This is a genomic window from Streptomyces solicavernae (genome assembly GCF_029968095.1).
Taxonomy (GTDB): Bacteria; Actinomycetota; Actinomycetes; order Streptomycetales; family Streptomycetaceae; genus Streptomyces; species Streptomyces solicavernae.
The window spans coordinates 39,470-58,652 of the sequence record NZ_JASCIR010000024.1; the positions used below are offsets into that span (position 1 = coordinate 39,470).

The window sequence follows — 19,183 nt, forward strand, 5'->3', positions numbered from 1 at the left end:
CTGGCCCACGACGTAAGGAAGTCACCCCATGACCGCACCCGTCCGCCGCCCCGCCGACCCGGCTCCCCTCCTCCGGGAGGGCGACCTGCCGCCGGCCCGCCACTACATCGACGGCGCCTTCATCGACGGCGCCTTCGTCGACGGCCCCTTCGTCGACGGCGCCTTCCCGGACGCGCGGCACGAGCAGTTCACCGACATCGTCGACCCGTGCACGGAGGAGGTCATCGCCCGCGTCCCCGAGGGCGGCGCCGCCGACGTCGACCGGGCGGTGCGGGCCGCGCTCGCCGCGCAGGAGCAGTGGGCCCGCGTGGTGCCGTCCGACCGCTCCGCGCTGCTGCACCGGATCGCCGACCGGCTCGCCGAGCACAAAGACGTCCTCGTACGCCTGGAGACGGCGAACGCGGGCAAGCCGCTGGCCGTCGCCCGTGACGACGTCGACGGCACCATCGACACGTTCCGCTTCATGGCGGGCGCCCTGCGCGCGACCACGTCCATGGCCGCCGGGGAGTACGCCGCCGGCCATCTGTCGGTGATCCTGCGCGAGCCGCTGGGGGTCGTCGGGGTCGTCACGCCGTGGAACTACCCGCTGATGATGGCCGCCTGGAAACTCGCGCCGTCGCTCGCGGCGGGCAACAGCGTGGTCATCAAGCCGTCCGAGCAGACGCCGCTGACGACGCTGAAGTTCGCGGAGCTGGTCGGCGACCTGCTGCCCCCCGGTGTCGTGAACGTCGTGACGGGGCTCGGTCCGACGGTCGGGCACCGGCTCGCCGAGCACCCGGACATCGCGCTGGTCGCCCTGACCGGTTCGGTCGGCAGCGGCCGCGCCGTGGCCCGTACCGCCGCGGACACGCTGAAGCGGGTGCACCTGGAGCTGGGCGGCAAGGCCCCGGTGGTGATCTTCGAGGACGCCGACCTGAAGGCCGCAGCCGCGTCCCTGCGCACCGCCGGTTACTGGAACTCCGGGCAGGAGTGCGGCGCCGGCTGCCGGGTCCTGGTGCACGCCGGCGTCGCGGACCGGTTCGTGGCCGAACTCGTCCGCGAGGTCGGCGAGATCGTCGTCGGCGACCCGCGCGCGGGCGAGGAGGTGGAGATGGGCTCGCTGGTGTCGAAGGCGCACTACGACCGGGTGCTCGCGCACCTGGAGCGGGCCGTCGCCAAGGGCGCCCGCGCGGTGGCCGGCGGCGGCGCGCTCGACGGGCCCGGCTGGTTCGTCGCCCCGACCGTGCTCACGGACGTGCCCGAGGGTGCGGAGATCGCCCGCGAGGAGGTCTTCGGTCCGGTCGTCACCGTGGAGACCTTCACCGACGAGGACGAGGCGGTGCGCCGCGCCAACGACGTGCCCTTCGGCCTCGCCGCCTCGGTGTGGACGGAGAGCGCCCGCCGCAGCCACCGCGTCGCGGGCCGCCTGGACTTCGGCACGGTGTGGGTCAACGCCCACCTCACGCTCGCCAACGAGGTCCCCTGGGGCGGCTTCAAGGGCTCCGGCTACGGCCGCGACCTGTCCCTGTACGCCCTCGACGACTACTCCCGTACGAAGCATGTGATGCACCACCACGGGCGGTGAACCCCCACCCGCCCGCCGAAAGGCCGGCGGCGGCGTCGGGCTGCCCTCCGTACTCAGCCGCGATAACTCTCCAGCAACCGCAGCCACACCTCACTCACCGTCGGGTACGCCGGCACCGCGTGCCAGAGGCGTTCCACCGGGACCTCGCCCGCGATCGCGATCGTGGCCGCCTGGAGCATCTCGCTCGCGCCCGGGCCGGCGAAGGTCGCGCCGAGGAGGGTTTCGCGGTCCAGGTCGACGACGATGCGGGCCCGGCCCGTGTAACCGTCGGCGTAGAGGGCGGCGCCGGCCACCGACGCCATGTCGTAGTCGACGGCGCGGATCCGGTGGCCGGCCGCCTCGGCCTCGGCGGCGGAGAGGCCGACCGCGGCGACCTCCGGGTCCGTGAAGACGACCTGGGGTACGGCGGCGTGGTCCGCGGTGGCCGCGTGGGCGCCCCAGCGGTCGGTCTCCAGGATCGGCGTGCCGGACGCGCGGGCGGCGATCGCGGCGCCGGCGATGCGGGCCTGGTACTTGCCCTGGTGGGTGAGGAGCGCGCGGTGGTTGACGTCGCCGACCCCGTACAGCCAGCTGCTGCCCTCCACCCGGCAGCTGTCGTCCACGCTCAGCCACGAGCCGTCGGCGAGGCCCACCGATGCGAGGCCGATGCCGTCCGTGCGCGGAGCGCGGCCGGTGGCGAAGAGGACCTCGTCGGCCTCGACCTTCGAGCCGTCGTCGAGGGTGAGCGTGACGGTGTCGCCGTCGCGGGACACCGAGGTGACGGAGACGCCGGTACGCACCTCCGCGCCCGCCTCGCGCAGCGCGTCCGCGACCAGCTCGCCGGCGAACGGCTCCATCCTGGGCAGCAGGCCCTCGCCGCGTACGAGCATCGTGACCTGCGCGCCGAGGCCCTGCCAGGCCGTGGCCATCTCGGTGCCGACGACGCCGCCGCCGACCACCGCGAGCCGCGCGGGCACGGCGTGCGCGCTGGTCGCCTCGCGGCTGGTCCAGGCGCGGGCGCCGGGCAGTCCCGGCAGGTCGGGCAGGGCGGCGCGGCTGCCGGTGCAGACGGCGACCGCGTGCCGGGCCTTCAGGGTGTGGTGCTCGCCCTCGGCGGACGTGACCTTGACCTGCTTCGGGCCGTCGAGCCTGCCCTCGCCGCGGTAGAGGCGCACGCCGATGGAGTCGAGCCAGCCCACCTGGCCGTCGTCCTTCCAGTTGCTCGTGAACGCGTCGCGGTGGGCGAGGACCGCGGGCGCGTCGAGGGGGACCTGCACCGCCTGGCGCAGGCCCGGCACGCGGCGGGAGTCCGCGCGCGCGATGACGGGGCGCAGCAGTGCCTTGCTCGGCATGCACGCCCAGTAGGAGCATTCGCCGCCGACGAGTTCGCTCTCCACGATCGCGGTGCTGAGGCCCGCCGCGCGGGTGCGCTCGGCGACGTTCTCGCCGACCGGGCCCGCGCCCAGGACGACGACGTCGTACTCGGTGGCTGCTGTTGCGTGTGGCTGTCCCATGGAGGCCAGTCTTCCCGCATGTGTGCGCGCGGGCCACAGGGGCAGGGGCATCGGTGTCCCGCGTTCCGGGGGCCCGCGGGCCCAGGAATAGGGAGCTGACCCGCGCCGTTGTGCGGGCAGTACGACGCATCCGACCGCGAAGAGGTAGGTCAACTTGAGCACCCGGGAACTCACCAAGGAGAACTTCGACGAGATCGTCACGGAGCACGATTTCGTCCTCATCGACTTCTGGGCGTCCTGGTGCGGTCCTTGCCGCCAGTTCGGCCCGGTCTACGAGGGTGCGTCCGAGCGTCACCCGGACCTCGTCTTCGGCAAGGTCGACACCGAGGCGCAGCCGGAGCTCGCGCAGGCCTTCGGCATCCAGTCGATCCCGACGCTGGCGATCATCCGGGACAAGGTCGCGATCTTCGCGCAGCCCGGTGCGCTGCCCGAGGACGCCCTGGAGGACGTGATCGGCCAGGCCAGGAACATCGACATGGACGAGGTGCGCCAGCAGATCGCCCAGGAACAGGCCAAGGAGGCTCAGCAGGGCCAGCCGGGCCAGCAGGGCGGGCCGGGCCAGCCGGGGCAGCAGCCCGAGGCGTGAGCCGTCGTACGAGTGCCGGGTCGGGGGACATGCTCCGGGCCCGGCACTCGTGCGTTCGGGACGCGATCGGCAGCAGAACGGATGGGAACGGCTCAGAACGGGTACGTCGCCGCGTCCCCCCGCACCGTTGTCCAGCGCAGCTCGGTGAACGCCTCCACGTTGGCCTCGCCGCCGAACCGCGCACCGGTGCCGGAGGCCGCGATGCCGCCGAAGGGCGCGACGGCCTCGTCGTTGACCGTCTGGTCGTTGATGTGCGCGATGCCGGTCGGGATGCCGTCGGCGAGGGCCAGGCCGCGGGCGGTGTCGCGGGTGACGATGCCGAGGGAGAGGCCGTACGGGCTCGCGGCGGCGAGGGCGGCGGCCTCGTCCTCGGTGCGGAAGGCGCGTACGGGCGCGACCGGCCCGAAGACCTCCTCACGGTATGCGGGCGTGTCGTCGCAGACGTCGGCGAGGACCGTCGGCCGGTAGCACAGGCCGACGTGGCTGCCGCCCGCGGCGAGCCGGGCGCCGCTCGCGGTGGAGGCCTCCACCAGGCCGTGCACCTTGGCGAGTTGGCCGGAGTCGATGAGCGGGCCGAGGTGCACGGGGTCGCGGTGCGGGTCGCCGACGGCGAGCGAGTCGGCCTTGGCGGCGAGGCGTTCCACGTACGCGTCGTAGAGCGAGGCGTGCACGAGGTGGCGGCCTGTCGTCATGCAGATCTGGCCCTGGTGGAAGAAGGAGCCCCAGGCGGCGGTGGAGATGACCGCGTCCAGGTCGGCGTCGGCGAGGACGACGAGGGCCGAGTTTCCGCCCAACTCCAGGTGGGCGCGCTTGAGATGGCGGCCCGCGGCCTCACCGACGGCACGTCCGGCGGCGGTCGAGCCGGTGAAGGAGATGACGGGCACGCGCGGGTCCGCGACCAGCGCCTGCCCGGCCGCGGCACCGCCGGGCAGTACGTGCAGCAGGCCCTCCGGCAGCCCGGCCGCGGCGAACACCGCGCCGAGCGCGAGGCCGCCGCAGACCGCGGTGCGCGGGTCGGGCTTCAGGAGGACGGCGTTGCCGAGGGCCAGGGCGGGGGCGACGGAGCGGATGGAGAGGATCAGCGGGGCGTTGAACGGGGCGATCACGCCGGTCACGCCGACCGGGACGCGCCGCGTGTACGAGAGCCGGGGCGCCTCGCTGGGCAGCACCTGGCCGGTGGGGCGTGAGGCGAGGGCGGCGGCCTCGTAGCACTCCTGGGCGGCGACGTGCAGCTCGAAGCCGGCCTTGCCGGGGACCGATCCGGACTCACGGACCAGCCACTCGCGGAGCTCGTCGGCATGCTCGGTGAACAGGTCGCCGGCCCGGCGCAGCACGGCGGCCCGCTCGAAGTGGGGCGTGGCGGCCCAGGCGCGCTGCGCGGCCTGCGCGGCCTCGGCGGCCGCCGTGACGTCGTCGCCGTCGGCGAGGTCGAGCGTCCCGAGGTCCTCGCCCGTCGCCGGTTCCGTGACGGTGTGCGCGCCGCCGCGCAGCGGGTGGGGCTGCCAGGTCTTCGGGTCGAGCAGGGGCATGCCGGGTCTCCGTTCGACGTCGACGCTCTGCGTGCAACAAGTTGGTTCAGGATGCAACATCCTAACCATGGGGTACGGGAGTCAAGCCCTGCGCCCGCCTGCCGAGCAGCGCTCAACTCCCGTACGACCAAGGGGAGTTGCCGGGCCACGTCCCGGTTGGCGGCGCGGCGGCGGGCTCAGGTGGACTCCCTGGGCACGGCCTCGGTTCCGAGGAGCGGGTGCACCTCGGGGGCACCGGCGGGGTCGCGGACCGCCCGGTCGACGAGCTCCGCGAGCCGTTGCCCCGAGGGCAGCTCCATCCGGACGGTGCTCAGGCGGGGCCGCAGGAGACGGCCGAGCAGCAGGTCGTCGGCGCCCATGACGGCGGTCTCGCCGGGCACGTCGACGCCCGCGTCCTGCAGGGCGCGGAGCAGCAGCATCGCGTACTCGTCGTTGTACGCGAAGACCGAGTCGAGCCCCAACTGCCGCCAGCGCGCGACGAGTTCGGCCGCCGACGGTTCGTCGTAGCCGAGTTCCAGGGGGACGACACGGGCGTCCGCGCGGGTCTCGGTGGCGGCACGGAGGCCCGCGAGGCGGGGCGCGGAGAAGGTCTCGTAGCCGGGTTCGCGCGGCACGACCACGCCGATGCGGGTGCGCCCCCGGTCGAGGAGGTGCGCGCCCGCGCACCGGCCGACGGCGCGCTGGTCCATGAGCAGCGCGTGCGCCCCCTCCACGCGCTGCGGACCGAGGGTCACGACGGCCTTCGCGCCGGAGCGCTTGAGCACATGCACGCCGCGCGGGGTGAGCGTGCCGTCTCCGGGTGCGAGAACGGCGACCGGCCGCAGCTCGGCCCAGGCGCGGGCCGCTTCGTCGCCGCTCATGCCGAGGCTGCCGAACTGCACGACCGTGTAGTCGAGCCGGCGCAGCGCCCACTGGAGTTCGTTGAAGACATGACTGTAGAGGGCGCCCATGGGCATGGTCGGCGTGGGCATGAGCACCATCCGGCTGTGCCCGGCGCGCAGGCTGCGGGCAGCGGCGTGCGGCACGTAGCCCAGCTCGTCGGCGGCCTCCTGGACGCGCTGCCGGGTCGGCTCGCTGATCCGTACGGCGGTGGCGTTGTTCAGGACGTACGAGACGGTGGCCCGCGAGACGCCGGCGAGGCGGGCGACGTCGGCACTGGTCGGCACGGGCGCGGCGGCGCCCGGCGCGGCACCTCGCGCCCCCGGCTGCGCTGTCGCCTGCTGGGGTGCCGACTGCTGGGCTGCCGACTGCTGGGCTGCCGACTGTCGTGTCGGTGACGGCCGCGTTGCTGGTGACTGCTGCTCCGGTATCTGCGCCATGACGCCCGCATCCTCGCAGACGGCGCCCGGACGCCACGGGCCGGTACCCCGTACCCCCGGTCACCCTGCCGCGACCTGCGCCGACACGCCGTCCGGCCCGGTCCGCCCCAACTCCCGGCCACGCATACCGATTTCCGTCCGGCACCGCTACGGTTCGTGCGTACTGACGAGTACGAGCAACGAGTACGAGCAGACGAGTGCGAGCAGACGAGTACGAGCAGCGGAGAGGTTCCCCCCCCCACACATGAGCCACGCGAGCCACGCAAACCCGCCGAGTCAGCGGAGTCAGCGGAGTCAGCCGAGTCAGCCGGACCAGGCGAGCCACGCGAGTCCCCCGCCGCCCTGCCGCTCCGCGGGCCTCGCGGGCAGCGCGCGGGCGCTGGCCGACGGGGACGTGTCGTCGCGGGAGCTGGTCGAGCGCGCGCTGGCCCGGATCGAGGCCACCCAGCCGACGCTGAACGCCTTCCGTCTGCTGCGCTCCGAGGCCGCGCTCGCCGAGGCCGAGGACGCCGACGCCCGGCTCGCCGCGGGCGAGCGCCTGCCGCTGCTCGGCGTGCCGGTCGCGGTCAAGGACGACATGGACGTGGCGGGCACCCCGACGGCCTTCGGCTGCGGCGGCGACTTCCCGGCCAAGGCGGCGGACGCGGAGGCGGTACGGCGGCTGCGCGCGGCGGGTGCGGTGATCGTCGGCAAGGCCAACGCGTGCGAGCTGGGGCAGTGGCCGTTCACCGAGGGGCCCGCGTTCGGCGACACCCGCAACCCGTGGAACACCCGGCACACACCCGGCGGTTCGTCCGGCGGCTCGGCGGCGGCGGTGGCCGCGGGCCTCGTACCGGCGGCGCTCGGCTCGGACGGCGCGGGCTCGGTGCGCATCCCCGCGGCCTGGACGCATCTGGTCGGCATCAAGCCGCAGCGCGGCCGCATCTCCACCTGGCCGGAACCGGAGGCGTTCCAGGGGATCACCGTCAACGGCCCGCTGGCCAGGACCGTCGGGGACGCGGCGTTGCTCCTCGACTGCGCGAGCGGCGGCCACGAGGGCGACCTGCACCGGCCGCCCGCGCTGCGCCTGAGCGACGCGGTCGGCCGCGACCCGGGCCGGCTGCGTATCGCCCTGTCGACCCGGATGCCGTTCACGGCCACCCCGAAGAGGCTGGAGCCGGTCGTCCGGGCGGCGGTGCACGCGCTCGCCGAGCGGCTGGCCGCCCTGGGCCACGAGGTCGAGGAGGCGGATCCGGCGTACGGCCCGATCGGGCTGACCTTCGTGCCGCGCGCGACGGCCGGGATCGCCGAGTGGGCCGACCGCGTGCCGGACCGGGCGCTGCTCGACCCGCGCACCCGGGATGCGGCCCGGCTCGGCCGCGCGCTCGGCGGGGCGCCGCTGCGCTGGGCCCGGCGCGCCGAGGCCACGCTGCACCGCCGGGTCGGCGCGGTGTTCCGCCGCTACGACGTGGTGCTCGCGCCGACCACCGCCACTCCGGCGCCCCGCGTCGGCACCCTCGCGGCGATGAACGGCGTTGCCACGGACCGGGCGATGATCGCGGCGTGCCCGTACGCCTGGCCCTGGAACGTCCTCGGCTGGCCCGGCGTCAACGTCCCCGCGGGCTTCGCCCCCGGCCGCCTGCCGCTCGGCGCGCAGCTCCTCGGCCCGGCGCACAGCGAACCCCTGCTCGTCTCGCTCGCCTCCCAACTGGAGGACGACCAGCGGTGGTTCGAGCGGTGGCCGGGGGCTGTGGGGGCCGAGGCGGCAGGCTGACGAAGGCGAACGTCGCTTTCGGTGTGGGCCGAAAGTTCTTCTCCACGAGGCGGGACGGCTGGCAACGTCATCACCGGAAGTCGACCGACCCAGTACCTCTCGGGGGAACCATGTTCACCAGCACCCGCACCGTCAGGACAGCACTCATCGGCGTGGCAGGCGCCGCACTGCTCGCCACCGGAGCAACGGCCACCGCCTCCGCCCGGCCCGCACCCGACACGACCACCGCCGTCGCGGCCGCCAAGAAGCGGGTCAGCTCCGCCGAGTCGGAGAGCTGGGGCTACGGCAAGGTCAAGTGGACGTACATCAAGGGGCACCGCGGCACGTTCGCCAACATCGACTCGTACGCGAAGGACAAGAGCTGCGACAGCAAGGAGGTCTACGTCCAGCTGCACGCCAGGACCACCGACGGCACGACGTACAAGGTGAATCTGGCGCAGGACGACTGGTGCACCAACGGCGGCGACTCGTACAACAACCGGACGTGGAAGATCGGCAAGAACGTGAAGTGGGCACGCGCCGTCGTGTGCAAGAACGAGTGGGGGCCCAACAACACCTGCAAGGCGGGCAACAAGCAGTACTACCCCTGGTGATCCGCACACGGCGGATGTGCCGCGGCCCGGGCGCGAGTCGGCGCGCGCCCGGGCCGCGGCGCGTCCGCGTTCGGTCCGGGCAACGGGGGACGGAGGACGGGGCGACGAGGCGACGAGGCGACGAGGCGACGGGGCGACGAGGCGACGAGGCGACGGGCCCAGCCCCCCGTCAGCGGCCCCCCACGTAATCCGCCAACGCCTCGCCCGTAAGCGTCGCCCCCTGCGCGACCAGGTCCGCCGGTGTGCCCTCGAAGATCACCTTGCCGCCGTCGTGGCCCGCGCCGGGGCCGAGGTCGATGATCCAGTCGGCGTGGGCCATGACCGCCGGGTGATGCTCGATGACGATGACCGACTTGCCGGAGTCGACCAGGCGGTCGAGGAGGGCGAGGAGTTGTTCCACGTCGGCGAGGTGGAGGCCGGTCGTGGGCTCGTCCAGGATGTAGACGCCGCCCTTGTCCGCCATGTGCGTGGCCAGCTTGACGCGTTGGCGCTCGCCGCCGGAGAGCGTGGTGAGGGGCTGGCCGAGGGTGAGGTAGCCGAGGCCGACGTCGGCGAGGCGTTCCAGGATCTTGTGCGCGGCGGGGATGCGGGCCTCGCCGGAGGCGAAGAACTCCTCGGCCTGGGCGACCGACATCCTCAGGACCTCGCTGATGTCGCGGCCGCCGAAGCGGTACTCCAGGACCGAGGCCTGGAAACGCCTGCCCTCGCACTCCTCGCACGGCGTGGACACCCCGGCCATCATCGCCAGGTCGGTGTAGATGACGCCCGCGCCGTTGCAAGTCGGGCACGCACCCTCGGAGTTGGCGCTGAACAGCGCGGGCTTCACGCCGTTGGCCTTGGCGAAGGCCTTGCGGATGGGCTCCAGGAGACCGGTGTACGTGGCGGGGTTGCTGCGCCGCGAGCCGCGGATCGGGGTCTGGTCGACGGACACCACGTTCGCGGAGGCCGGGACGGAGCCGTGGATCAGCGAGCTCTTGCCGGAACCGGCGACTCCGGTGACGACGCAGAGCACACCAAGCGGCACGTCCACGTCGACCTTGCGCAGGTTGTGCTCGGTGGCCCCGCGGATCTCCAGCGCCCCGTCCGCCTTGCGCACCGTGTCCTTGACCGCCGCCCGGTCGTCCAGATGGCGCCCGGTGACGGTGGAACCGGCGCGCAGGCCGTCCACGGTGCCCTCGAAGCAGACCGTGCCGCCCTCCGAACCGGCGCCGGGGCCGAGGTCGACCACGTGGTCGGCGATCGCGATGGTCTGCGGCTTGTGCTCGACGACGAGGACCGTGTTGCCCTTGTCGCGGAGGCGGAGCAGCAGGTCGTTCATGCGGCGGATGTCATGCGGGTGCAGTCCGATCGTGGGCTCGTCGAAGACGTACGTGACGTCGGTGAGCGAGGAGCCGAGGTGCCGGATCATCTTGACGCGCTGCGCCTCGCCGCCGGAGAGGGTGCCGGAGGGCCGGTCGAGGGAGAGATAGCCGAGCCCGATCTCCACGAACGAGTCGAGGTTCTGCTGCAGCGCCTCGATCAGCGGTGCGACGGAGGGCTCCTTGATGCCGCGCACCCACTCGGCGAGGTCGCGGATCTCCATCGCGCAGACGTCGGCGATGCTCTTCCGCTTGTACTTGGAGGCGCGGACGGCCTCGCTGAGGCGGGTGCCGTCGCACTCGGGGCAGGTGGTGAAGGTGACGGCGCGCTCCACGAAGGCCCGGATGTGCGGCTGCATCGACTCCTTGTCCTTGGACAGGAACGACTTCTGGATCTTGGGGATCAGACCTTCGTACGTGAGGTTGACGCCGTTGACCTTGACCTTGACCGGCGCCCCGTACAGGAAGGCCTGCAGCTCCTTCTTGGTGTACTGGGCGATCGGCTTGTCCGGGTCGACGAAGCCGGACTGGGCGTAGACCTGCACGGTCCACTGGCTGTCGGACTTCCAGCCGGGGATGGTGAAGGCGCCCTCGGCGAGCGACTTGGAGTCGTCGTACAGCTGCGTGAGGTCGATGTCGGAGACCGCGCCGCGGCCCTCGCAGCGGGTGCACATGCCGCCGGTGCGGCTGAAGGTGACCTTCTCCGTCCTGGTCTTGCCCGCGCCCTTGTCCACCCGGAGGCCGCCGCTGGCGGAGACGGACGCGGTGTTGAAGGAGTACGCGCCGGGCGGGCCGACGTGCGGCTTGGCGAGGCGGCTGAAGAGGATGCGGAGCATCGCGTTGGCGTCGGTGGCCGTGCCGACGGTGGAGCGCGGGTCGGAGCCCATGCGCTGCTGGTCGACGATGATCGCGGTGGTGAGGCCGTCGAGGACGTCCACCTCGGGGCGGGCGAGGGTCGGCATGAAGCCCTGGACGAAGCTGCTGTACGTCTCGTTGATCAGCCGCTGGGACTCGGCGGCGATGGTGTCGAAGACCAGGGAGCTCTTGCCGGACCCGGAGACGCCCGTGAACACCGTGAGGCGGCGCTTGGGGATCTCGATGCTGACGTCCTTGAGGTTGTTCTCGCGCGCGCCGTGCACCCGGATCAGGTCGTGGCGGTCGGCCGCGTGCAGCTCGGTCTTTGCCATGGTTCTCGTGTCTCCGTCCGTCCGCGGCGCCGCCTGCGCGACCCGGCTCCTCATGGCAGTCACATTAGAGGCGGGGCGCGGCCCGTGCTTCTCCGATCCTGACCGGAGGGCCCCCGTCCGCAGCGGGCCTCGGGCGCGGGCCTGCCCGTCCCCGTCGGAACGCGCGACCGTGATCGCCGTACGCCGCCGTTACGTCGTAAAGTGACCACCGCTCATCTTCGAACCACCGCCCGCATGCTCCGAGTTGGGCAGAACCGGACGGCCGTCGTACGCGTCGTGACCTTCGGTGTGCGCGCCGTGCACACCGCTGACGCAGACGGGCGGCCACGGCACCGGGCCGGACGACCAAGGGGATCAGACCGCGATGACGAGTGCGACCGGCGGGGGCGACGACAACGTCGAGGGCGGTATCAAGCCACTCACCACGGCCGATCCGGCCCACATCGGCCCCTATCAGCTGCTCGGCCGGCTCGGCGCGGGCGGCATGGGGCGGGTGTACCTGGCGCGGGCCGGGAGCGGCCGTACGGTCGCGGTGAAGGTGGTGCACGAGGAGCACGTCGAGGACGGCCAGTTCCGGGCGCGGTTCCGGCGTGAGATCGGCGCGGCCCGCAAGGTCGGCGCCCGCCACACCGCGCCCGTCCTGGACTCCGACCCGGACGCCCGGCTCCCCTGGGTCGCCACGGGGTACGTGCCCGGGCTCTCCCTGGAGCAGGTGGTACGGGGCCATGGCCCGCTTCCCGCGCAGGCCGTGCACGCGCTCGGCGACGGCATGCTGCGCGCCCTGGAGGACATCCACGGCGCCGGGATCGTGCACCGGGACCTCAAGCCGTCCAACGTGATGCTGACCGTGGACGGGCCGCGCGTCATCGACTTCGGCATCGCCCGTGCCGTACAGACCGACGTCGAGTCGATGCTGACCAGCACCGGCATGGTGATCGGCTCGCCGGGCTTCATGGCGCCGGAGCAGATCCTGGGCGAGGGCTCCGGCCCGAAGTGCGACGTGTTCGCGCTGGGCTGCCTGCTGATGTACGCGGCCACGGGCGTGCTGCCGTTCGGCCACGGGGCCAGTAACCAGCACGCCGTGATGTACCGGATCGTCGAGGGCGAGCCGAAGCTCGGGCGGCTGAAGGACGAGCGGCTGCGTGCCCTCGTCGCCCGCTGCCTGACGAAGGACGTCGCCGAACGGCCCGATGTGGCCGCGCTGTTGGCGGACGAGGAGCGGCGCGCGGCGGTGCCGTCCGGTACGGAGCTGCCGGGCGCGGTCGTCACGCATCTCGCGCAGCAGGCGGCCCGGCTCCTGGACGCGGAGGTCGCCACCCCGGCCCGCGAGGAGCCCGCGGCCGGGGCACCGCCCGTCGACCGGGAGACGGCCCCGCCGCCCGTCGACCGGGAGACGGCCCACCTCGGCGGACCGAAGGCGGAGGCGGACGCCGGGGCCGAGGCCGGGGCCGAGGCCGGGGCCGAGGCCGGGGCCGGGGCCGAGGCCGGGGCCGGGGCCGGGGCCGGGGCCGATTCCAGGCCCTCGGGCGCGGCCGGGCCTGAGCCGAAGGCCGAGGCCGGCCCGGTGGGTCGGCGCGAGGAGGAGCGCGGGCGGGGGCGCCGTCTCCGGACGCTCGCCCTGTCGGTGCTCGCGGTCCTCGCGCTGGGCGGCGGCAGCCTTGCCCTGCTCCAGCCCTTCGGCGGCTCCGACGACAACGCGGCACCCCCGAAGGGCGGCCCGGCGGCCTCCTCGGGGCCCGACTCGCCGTCCGGGCCCAGCAGTTCACCGTCGGGGGAGGACAAGGACGAGAGTGACGAGGGTAAGGACGAGGACAAGGGCGGCAAGGACGGCGGCGGCTCCGGCGACGGCGGCAAGGGCTCGGCCGACTCCGCGGGCGCCTCCGGCCAGGGCTCCGCGGGCTCCGCGGGCGGCGCGGCGGACGACGGTGCGGGCGAAGGCGGCGCCGGCTCCGGAACGTCCACGGGCAGTGACTCCGGGTCGGGGGACGACGGCGGCTCCGGCTCGTCCGACGGCTCCGGTGGCGGCAGCGGAGGCGAAGGTGGAGGCGGAGGTGCGGTGCCCGAGTTCTTCGTCGACACTTGGAGGTACGCCGAGTCCCTCGACTACAACGGCCAGCCCGACACCGTCACGATCCACGCGAGCGGCTCGGTGCGCATGGTCGAGGAAGTGAACGGCAAGGCGTGCGTGTACACGGCGAAGGTGACGTCCAAGTCCAACCAGAACACCCGGATCGACATCGGCACGGCGACGCTGACCAGCAGTGGCGCCCCGTACTCCTGCTACAAGACCCTGGACCCGTCGTACTTCGCTGTGAACGGAAGCGGGATCCAGCGCGGCTCAGGCGCCCCGAACACCAACGGCTACGACTACAAGCGCGCCTGAACGCCGGGCCGCGCCACCTCCAACAGACCGGCAACAGCGGCCGGCCGCCGCCGGGGCGCCCTTGTGCGGACCGGCGCGAGGGTCTTGGGTGGACGGGTGCGTCTTCCGGGGCGGCGTCCGTACGCCCGCGTGCGCGCCCGCTCACGGAGGTCACCCCCAAGGCCCCAAGGCCCCAAGGGCCCGACGCCCCGACGCCTTCGAACAGGAGGAACCGGCCATGAGTGAGGCCGACTGTACGGAGCACGACACGCTGGTGTCCGAGGACGAGGTGGAGGCGCTCGTCCACGGCATCTGCTTCAAGACCGGACCGCCCCGAAGAGTGGGCGTGGAACTGGAGTGGCTCGTCCACGAGGTGCACGCCCCCCGACGCCCCGTACCCCCCGAACGGTCCGCGGCGGCCGCCGCCGCACTGCGCGCCCTGCCCCTGCGTTCGGCCCTGACGGTCGAACCCGGCGGCCAGCTGGAGCTGAGCTCGCTGCCCGCCGCATCGCTGACGGAGTGCGTCGCCTCCGTCTCCGCCGACCTCCGCCTCGCCCGCAGCGAACTGGACGCCCTGGGGCTCGGCCTCTCCGGACTCGGCCAGGACCCCTGGCACCCGCCGCGCCGCCTCCTCGACGACGCCCGCTACATCGCGATGGAGCGGTACTTCGACCGCACCGGTCCTGCCGGGCGGGCCATGATGTGCTCGACGGCCTCGGTGCAGGTCTGCCTCGACGCCGGGTACGAGGAACCGGGCCCCCTCGGGCACGGGCGGCGCTGGCGCCTGGCCCATCTGCTCGGCGCGGTCCTGGTCGCCGCGTTCGCCAACTCCCCGCTCGACCGGGGCCGTCCGACGGGCTGGCGGTCCACCCGGCAGGCGGTGTGGGCGGCGATCGAGCCGGGCCGCAGCGCCGCTCCCCTGGAGGCCGCCGAGCCGCGCGACGCGTGGGTGCGGCACGCCCTGGACGCGCCGGTGATGTGCGTCCGTACGCCCGAGGGGCCGTGGTTGGTGCCGGAGCGGGTCAGCTTCCGGGACTGGCTGCGCGGCGGCGCGCTGCCCCGGCCGCCGACCCGCGCCGACCTCGACTACCACTTGACGACGCTGTTCCCGCCGGTCAGGCCGCGCGGCCATCTGGAGCTGCGCATGATCGACGCGCAGCCCGGCCGGGACGGCTGGCTCGTACCGCTCGCCGTGACCGAGGCGCTGTTCGAGGACCCGCAGGCCGCGGAGCGGGCGTACCGCACCGTGAAACCGCTGGCCGAACGGGCCGCGGGCGAGGACGGCGCGGCCGCCCCGCGCAGCCCGCTGTGGCTGGACGCCGCCCGGCACGGCCTCGCCGACCCGGAGCTGCGCGAGGCCGCCGAGGACTGTTTCGCCGCCGCCCTGGAGGCGCTGCCCCGGCGCGGCGCACCGGACGCGGTCGTGGACGCCGTCGGCGCGTTCGCGGAGCGCCATGTCGCGCGGGGCCGCTGCCCGGCCGACGACCTGCTCGACGAAGTGACCGGGAGGACACCTTGAACACCCCCATGGACCCGCCCGACGAGGAGGCGCTGCGCACCGCCGCCCGCGCCGCCCTGACCACCGCGCGGGACCGCACCCGGCTGCTCACCACCTGCGTGGACGAGGCCGAACTGACCGCACAGCACTCGCCGTTGATGTCGCCCCTCGTGTGGGACCTCGCGCACATCGGCAACCAGGAGGAGCAGTGGCTGCTTCGCGCCGTCGCCGGGCGCGAGGCGATGCGGCCGGAGATCGACTCGGTGTACGACGCGTTCGAACACCCGCGCGCGGAGCGCCCCTCGCTGCCGCTGCTTCCGCCGGACGAGGCACACCGGTACGCGGCGGAGGTGCGCGGCCGGGCCCTGGACGTCCTGGACACCAGCGCGCTGCGCGGCTCGGCGCTGGTGGACGCGGCGTTCGCGTTCGGCATGATCGCGCAGCACGAGCAGCAGCACGACGAGACGATGCTGATCACGCACCAGCTCCGCAAGGGCCCGGCCGCGCTCACGGCCCCCGACCCGGAGCCGGTGCGGCAGCCACCCGCGGCCCGTGAGGTCCTGGTCCCCGGCGGCCCGTTCACCATGGGCACGTCGACCGAGCCGTGGGCCCTGGACAACGAGCGCCCGGCGCACCGCCGCGAGGTGGCCGCGTACTGGATCGACACGACGCCGGTGACGTGCGGCGCGTATCTGGAGTTCCTGGCGGACGGCGGGTACGACGAGCCGCGCTGGTGGGACCCGGCGGGATGGGCGCACGTGCGCGAGCACGGTCTCGTGGCGCCGCTGTTCTGGCGGCGCGAGGGCGGGCAGTGGCTGCGCCGCCGCTTCGGGGTGACGGAGCCGGTGCCGCCCGACGAGCCGGTGCTGCACGTGAGTTGGTACGAGGCGGACGCGTACGCCCGCTGGGCGGGGCGCCGGCTTCCCACCGAGGCCGAGTGGGAGAAGGCCGCCCGGCACGACCCGTCCGCCGACCGCTCCCGCCGCTACCCGTGGGGCGACGCAGACCCGGCCCCGGACCACGCCAACCTCGGCCAGCGCCACCTCCGCCCGGCCCCGGCGGGCGCGTACGAGGCGGGCCAGTCACCTTTGGGCGTACGGCAGTTGATCGGCGACGTGTGGGAGTGGACGGCGAGCGACTTCCTGCCCTACCCGGGGTTCGCGGCGTTCCCGTACCGCGAGTACTCGGAGGTGTTCTTCGGCGGCGACCACAAGGTGCTGCGCGGCGGCTCGTTCGCCGTGGACCGGGTGGCGTGCCGGGGCACGTTCCGCAACTGGGACCATCCGGTGCGGCGGCAGATCTTCTCCGGCTTCCGCACGGCGCGGGACGCGCGCGTGGACGAGGCGGCCGGGACGGCCGGGGCGGTGGTGCGCTGATGTGCCGTCACCTCGCCTGCCTGGGCCCGCCGGAACCCCTCGGCGAACTCCTCGTACGTCCGCCGCACAGCCTCTACGTGCAGTCCTGGGCGCCGCGCCGGCAGCGGCACGGGACAGTCAACGCCGACGGGTTCGGGGTGGGCTGGTACGCGGACGGAGATCCGGTGCCGGCCCGGTACCGGCGTGCCGGGCCCGTGTGGGGCGACGAGTCCTTCGCGGACCTGGTGCGGGTGGTGCGCAGCGGCGCGTTCCTCGCGGCGGTGCGGGACGCGACGCGCGCGGGCGCGGACGGGGAGGCCGCGGCGGCCCCGTTCGCGTACGGGCCGTGGCTGTTCAGCCACAACGGGATGGTGGCGGGCTGGCCCGACTCCCTTGCGGAGCAAGCCCGTTGCCTGCCCGCCGAGGAACTGCTCGCCCTGGAGGCGCGCTGCGACTCGGCGCTCGTGTGGGCGCTGCTGCTGCACCGGCTGCGGTCGGGCGACGCACTGCCGCAGGCACTGGCGGACACCGTCACGGAGGTCGCGGCCGCCGCGCCGCGCTCGCGCCTCAACCTGCTGGTGACGGACGGCACCGAGATCGCCGCGACGGCCTGGGGCGACAGCCTCTGGTACCGGCACGAGCCGGCCGGCGGCCGTACGGTCGTCGCCTCCGAGCCCTACGACGACGCGCCCGAGTGGTGCGAGGCGCCCGACCGGACGCTGCTGACCGCGAGCCGCACCGAAGTACTGCTGACCCCGCTGAAGGACCCGGAGCCGAAGGAGCCGATGGCGTGAGCACGCTGCAGTTCACCCGCACCCTGCCCGAGGACGCCACCGGCGCCGCACTGCGCGCCGACGTCCTCACCGGCCTGACCGCCTCGCCGAAGACGCTGCCGCCGAAGTGGTTCTACGACGCGCGCGGCAGCGAGCTGTTCGACGAGATCACGACCCTGCCGGAGTACTACCCGACCCGCGCCGAGCGGGAGATCCTGCTGACCCGCGCGGAGGAGATCGCGGCCGCCACCGGGGCCCGTACCCTGATCGAGCTGGGCTCCGGCTCGTCCGACAAGACCCGCCATCTCCTGGACTCCCTGGCCGAGTTGGCGATGTACGTGCCGGTCGACGTCAGCGAGAGCGCGCTGCGGCAGGCCGCCGAGGCGCTGCGCGCGGAGCACCCGGGCCTTGCCGTGCACGCCCTGATCGCCGACTTCACCGCCCCGCTCGCCCTGCCCGCCACGCCGGGGCCGCGCCTGGTGGCGTTCCTCGGCGGCACCCTCGGCAACCTGCTGCCCGCGGAGCGCGCGGCGTTCCTCGCGTCGGTACGGGCGCTCCTCTCGCCGGGCGACGCGCTGCTGCTCGGCACCGACCTCGTGAAGGACGAGGGGACGCTGGTGGCGGCGTACGACGACGCGGCGGGGGTGACGGCGGAGTTCAACAAGAACGTCCTGAACGTCATCGACCGCGAGCTGGGCGCCGACTTCGACCCGGACGCGTTCACGCACGTGGCCCGCTGGGACCCGCGGGAGGAGTGGATCGAGATGCGGCTGCGGGCCCGCACCGACCTCTCCGTGAAGATCCCCGCCCTGGAGCTCGCGGTGGACTTCGCGGCGGGCGAGGAGCTGCGCACGGAGGTCTCGGCGAAGTTCCGGGAGGCCGGTGTGCGGGCCGAGCTGCTTGCGGCGGGCCTGACGCCGGCGCACTGGTGGACGGACGACGCGGGCCGGTTCGCGCTGTCGCTGTCGCGGGTGGCGTGAGGGGGCGGCCCCGCCGTACGCGTGCTGCACTGGACGTATGACGTATCACGCGATCGTCGTCGCCGATGTGCAGGGGACGATCACGCAGTGGAGCGACGGCGCGGAGCGGCTGTTCGGCCACTCCGCGCCGGATGCCGTGGGCCGCACCCTCGACCTGCTGGTCCCCGAGCGGCTGCGCGAGGCGCACTGGGCGGGGTTCCGGCGCGCCATGGCCCACCCGGAGATCAAGGACATGGCGGCCGACCTGCCGGTCCACTGCGCCGACGGCGCGGAACGGCTGTTCGCGGGGCGGCTGTTGGTGCTGTGCGACGGGCTCGGGGCGGCGCTGGGTGCGATGGGGATCTACGCGAGCGAGGGGAGCACGGGGGTACGGCCGTTCGGCTGACTTGTCCCGGCATCGTCCCAGGGCCGGGCCGCCCTCGGCCCGCCGTCGCCTCGCGGCCCGTCGCCCCCTGGGGCACGGTGGTGAAGTCATCACGCGTGTGACCAAGCGAAAGGAGTGCGGCCGCCATGTCCGACCACACGTACCGGGTCTCCGAGATCGTCGGCACCTCGCAGGAGGGCGTCGACCAGGCCATCCGCAACGGCATCGCCCGCGCCGCACAGACGGTGCGCGGCCTCGACTGGTTCGAGGTGACCCAGGTCCGCGGCCATATCGTCGACGGTCAGATCGAGCACTACCAGGTCGGCCTCAAGGTCGGCTTCCGCATGGAGGAGGCGGAGGGCTGACCTTCCCCTCGAACGCCGGACAGGCTGCGCGGGGCTGTGACATGTGTGGCTGAGAAAACCAGCCCGTCCGGCGCTTGAGGACGAGCCCGCAGGGCGACCGAGGG

The 19,183-nt window shown here is 73.9% G+C and carries 15 protein-coding genes; 11 read left to right on the forward strand and 4 right to left on the reverse strand.

From position 1 onward, the window contains the following. The first annotated feature begins 28 nt into the window (after window positions 1–28). Entirely contained in the window at window positions 29–1,564 is a 1,536-nt protein-coding gene (locus tag QIS99_RS23700; protein WP_282515637.1) for an aminobutyraldehyde dehydrogenase, read from the forward strand. 53 nt (window positions 1,565–1,617) lie between these two features. Here the strand turns inward: QIS99_RS23700 and QIS99_RS23705 are convergent, their stop codons facing one another. Next, window positions 1,618–3,057 carry a dihydrolipoyl dehydrogenase family protein gene (locus QIS99_RS23705; RefSeq protein ID WP_282515638.1) on the reverse strand — a complete coding sequence of 480 codons (1,440 nt, stop codon included), beginning with the start codon at window positions 3,055–3,057 and terminating at the stop codon, window positions 1,618–1,620. 154 nt (window positions 3,058–3,211) lie between these two features. Between QIS99_RS23705 and QIS99_RS23710 the strand changes: the two genes are divergently transcribed. After that, window positions 3,212–3,643, forward strand: a complete 432-nt coding sequence (locus QIS99_RS23710) for a thioredoxin family protein (RefSeq protein ID WP_282515639.1) — start codon at window positions 3,212–3,214, stop codon at window positions 3,641–3,643. A 92-nt stretch (window positions 3,644–3,735) separates the two neighbouring features. Here QIS99_RS23710 and QIS99_RS23715 read toward each other — a convergent pair whose 3' ends face one another. Continuing rightward, complete coding sequence (locus QIS99_RS23715) at window positions 3,736–5,172, reverse strand: benzaldehyde dehydrogenase (RefSeq protein WP_282515640.1); 1,437 nt, start codon at window positions 5,170–5,172, stop codon at window positions 3,736–3,738. A gap of 176 nt (window positions 5,173–5,348) precedes the next feature. Continuing rightward, window positions 5,349–6,491 carry a LacI family DNA-binding transcriptional regulator gene (locus tag QIS99_RS23720; protein ID WP_408909616.1) on the reverse strand — a complete coding sequence of 381 codons (1,143 nt, stop codon included), beginning with the start codon at window positions 6,489–6,491 and terminating at the stop codon, window positions 5,349–5,351. A 244-nt stretch (window positions 6,492–6,735) separates the two neighbouring features. Between QIS99_RS23720 and QIS99_RS23725 the strand changes: the two genes are divergently transcribed. Together QIS99_RS23725 and QIS99_RS23730 are read left to right on the forward strand one after the other, a co-directional pair. Then, entirely contained in the window at window positions 6,736–8,244 is a 1,509-nt protein-coding gene (locus tag QIS99_RS23725; protein ID WP_282515642.1) for an amidase, read from the forward strand. A gap of 110 nt (window positions 8,245–8,354) precedes the next feature. Further along, complete coding sequence (locus QIS99_RS23730) at window positions 8,355–8,837, forward strand: hypothetical protein (RefSeq protein WP_282515643.1); 483 nt, start codon at window positions 8,355–8,357, stop codon at window positions 8,835–8,837. A gap of 169 nt (window positions 8,838–9,006) precedes the next feature. Here the strand turns inward: QIS99_RS23730 and QIS99_RS23735 are convergent, their stop codons facing one another. Then, window positions 9,007–11,382: an excinuclease ABC subunit UvrA gene (locus tag QIS99_RS23735; protein ID WP_282515644.1), complete on the reverse strand. Its 2,376-nt coding sequence runs from the start codon at window positions 11,380–11,382 to the stop codon at window positions 9,007–9,009. A 364-nt stretch (window positions 11,383–11,746) separates the two neighbouring features. Between QIS99_RS23735 and QIS99_RS23740 the strand changes: the two genes are divergently transcribed. The 7 genes from QIS99_RS23740 to QIS99_RS23770 all read left to right on the forward strand — a co-directional run bounded on the left by QIS99_RS23740 (window position 11,747) and on the right by QIS99_RS23770 (window position 19,079). Further along, window positions 11,747–13,765 (forward strand): serine/threonine-protein kinase, encoded by a 2,019-nt coding sequence (locus QIS99_RS23740; RefSeq protein WP_282515645.1) that lies wholly within the window; start codon window positions 11,747–11,749, stop codon window positions 13,763–13,765. 217 nt (window positions 13,766–13,982) lie between these two features. Then, entirely contained in the window at window positions 13,983–15,263 is a 1,281-nt protein-coding gene (gene egtA / locus QIS99_RS23745; RefSeq protein ID WP_282515646.1) for an ergothioneine biosynthesis glutamate--cysteine ligase EgtA, read from the forward strand. Window positions 15,264–15,271: 8 nt separating this feature from the next. Continuing rightward, window positions 15,272–16,618 carry an ergothioneine biosynthesis protein EgtB gene (egtB, locus tag QIS99_RS23750; protein ID WP_282515683.1) on the forward strand — a complete coding sequence of 449 codons (1,347 nt, stop codon included), beginning with the start codon at window positions 15,272–15,274 and terminating at the stop codon, window positions 16,616–16,618. After that, a complete protein-coding gene (egtC, locus tag QIS99_RS23755) occupies window positions 16,618–17,391 on the forward strand; it encodes an ergothioneine biosynthesis protein EgtC (protein ID WP_282515647.1) in 774 nt (257 codons plus the stop codon). The genes egtB and egtC overlap by 1 nt, the downstream gene beginning before the upstream one ends. Further along, window positions 17,388–18,350 (forward strand): L-histidine N(alpha)-methyltransferase, encoded by a 963-nt coding sequence (gene egtD, locus QIS99_RS23760; protein ID WP_282515648.1) that lies wholly within the window; start codon window positions 17,388–17,390, stop codon window positions 18,348–18,350. Before egtC ends, egtD begins: the two co-directional genes overlap by 4 nt. A 37-nt stretch (window positions 18,351–18,387) precedes the next feature. Beyond that, window positions 18,388–18,735 (forward strand): PAS domain S-box protein, encoded by a 348-nt coding sequence (locus tag QIS99_RS23765; RefSeq protein ID WP_282515649.1) that lies wholly within the window; start codon window positions 18,388–18,390, stop codon window positions 18,733–18,735. 125 nt (window positions 18,736–18,860) lie between these two features. Further along, window positions 18,861–19,079, forward strand: a complete 219-nt coding sequence (locus QIS99_RS23770; protein WP_282515650.1) for a dodecin — start codon at window positions 18,861–18,863, stop codon at window positions 19,077–19,079. The last annotated feature ends 104 nt before the right edge of the window (window positions 19,080–19,183 follow it).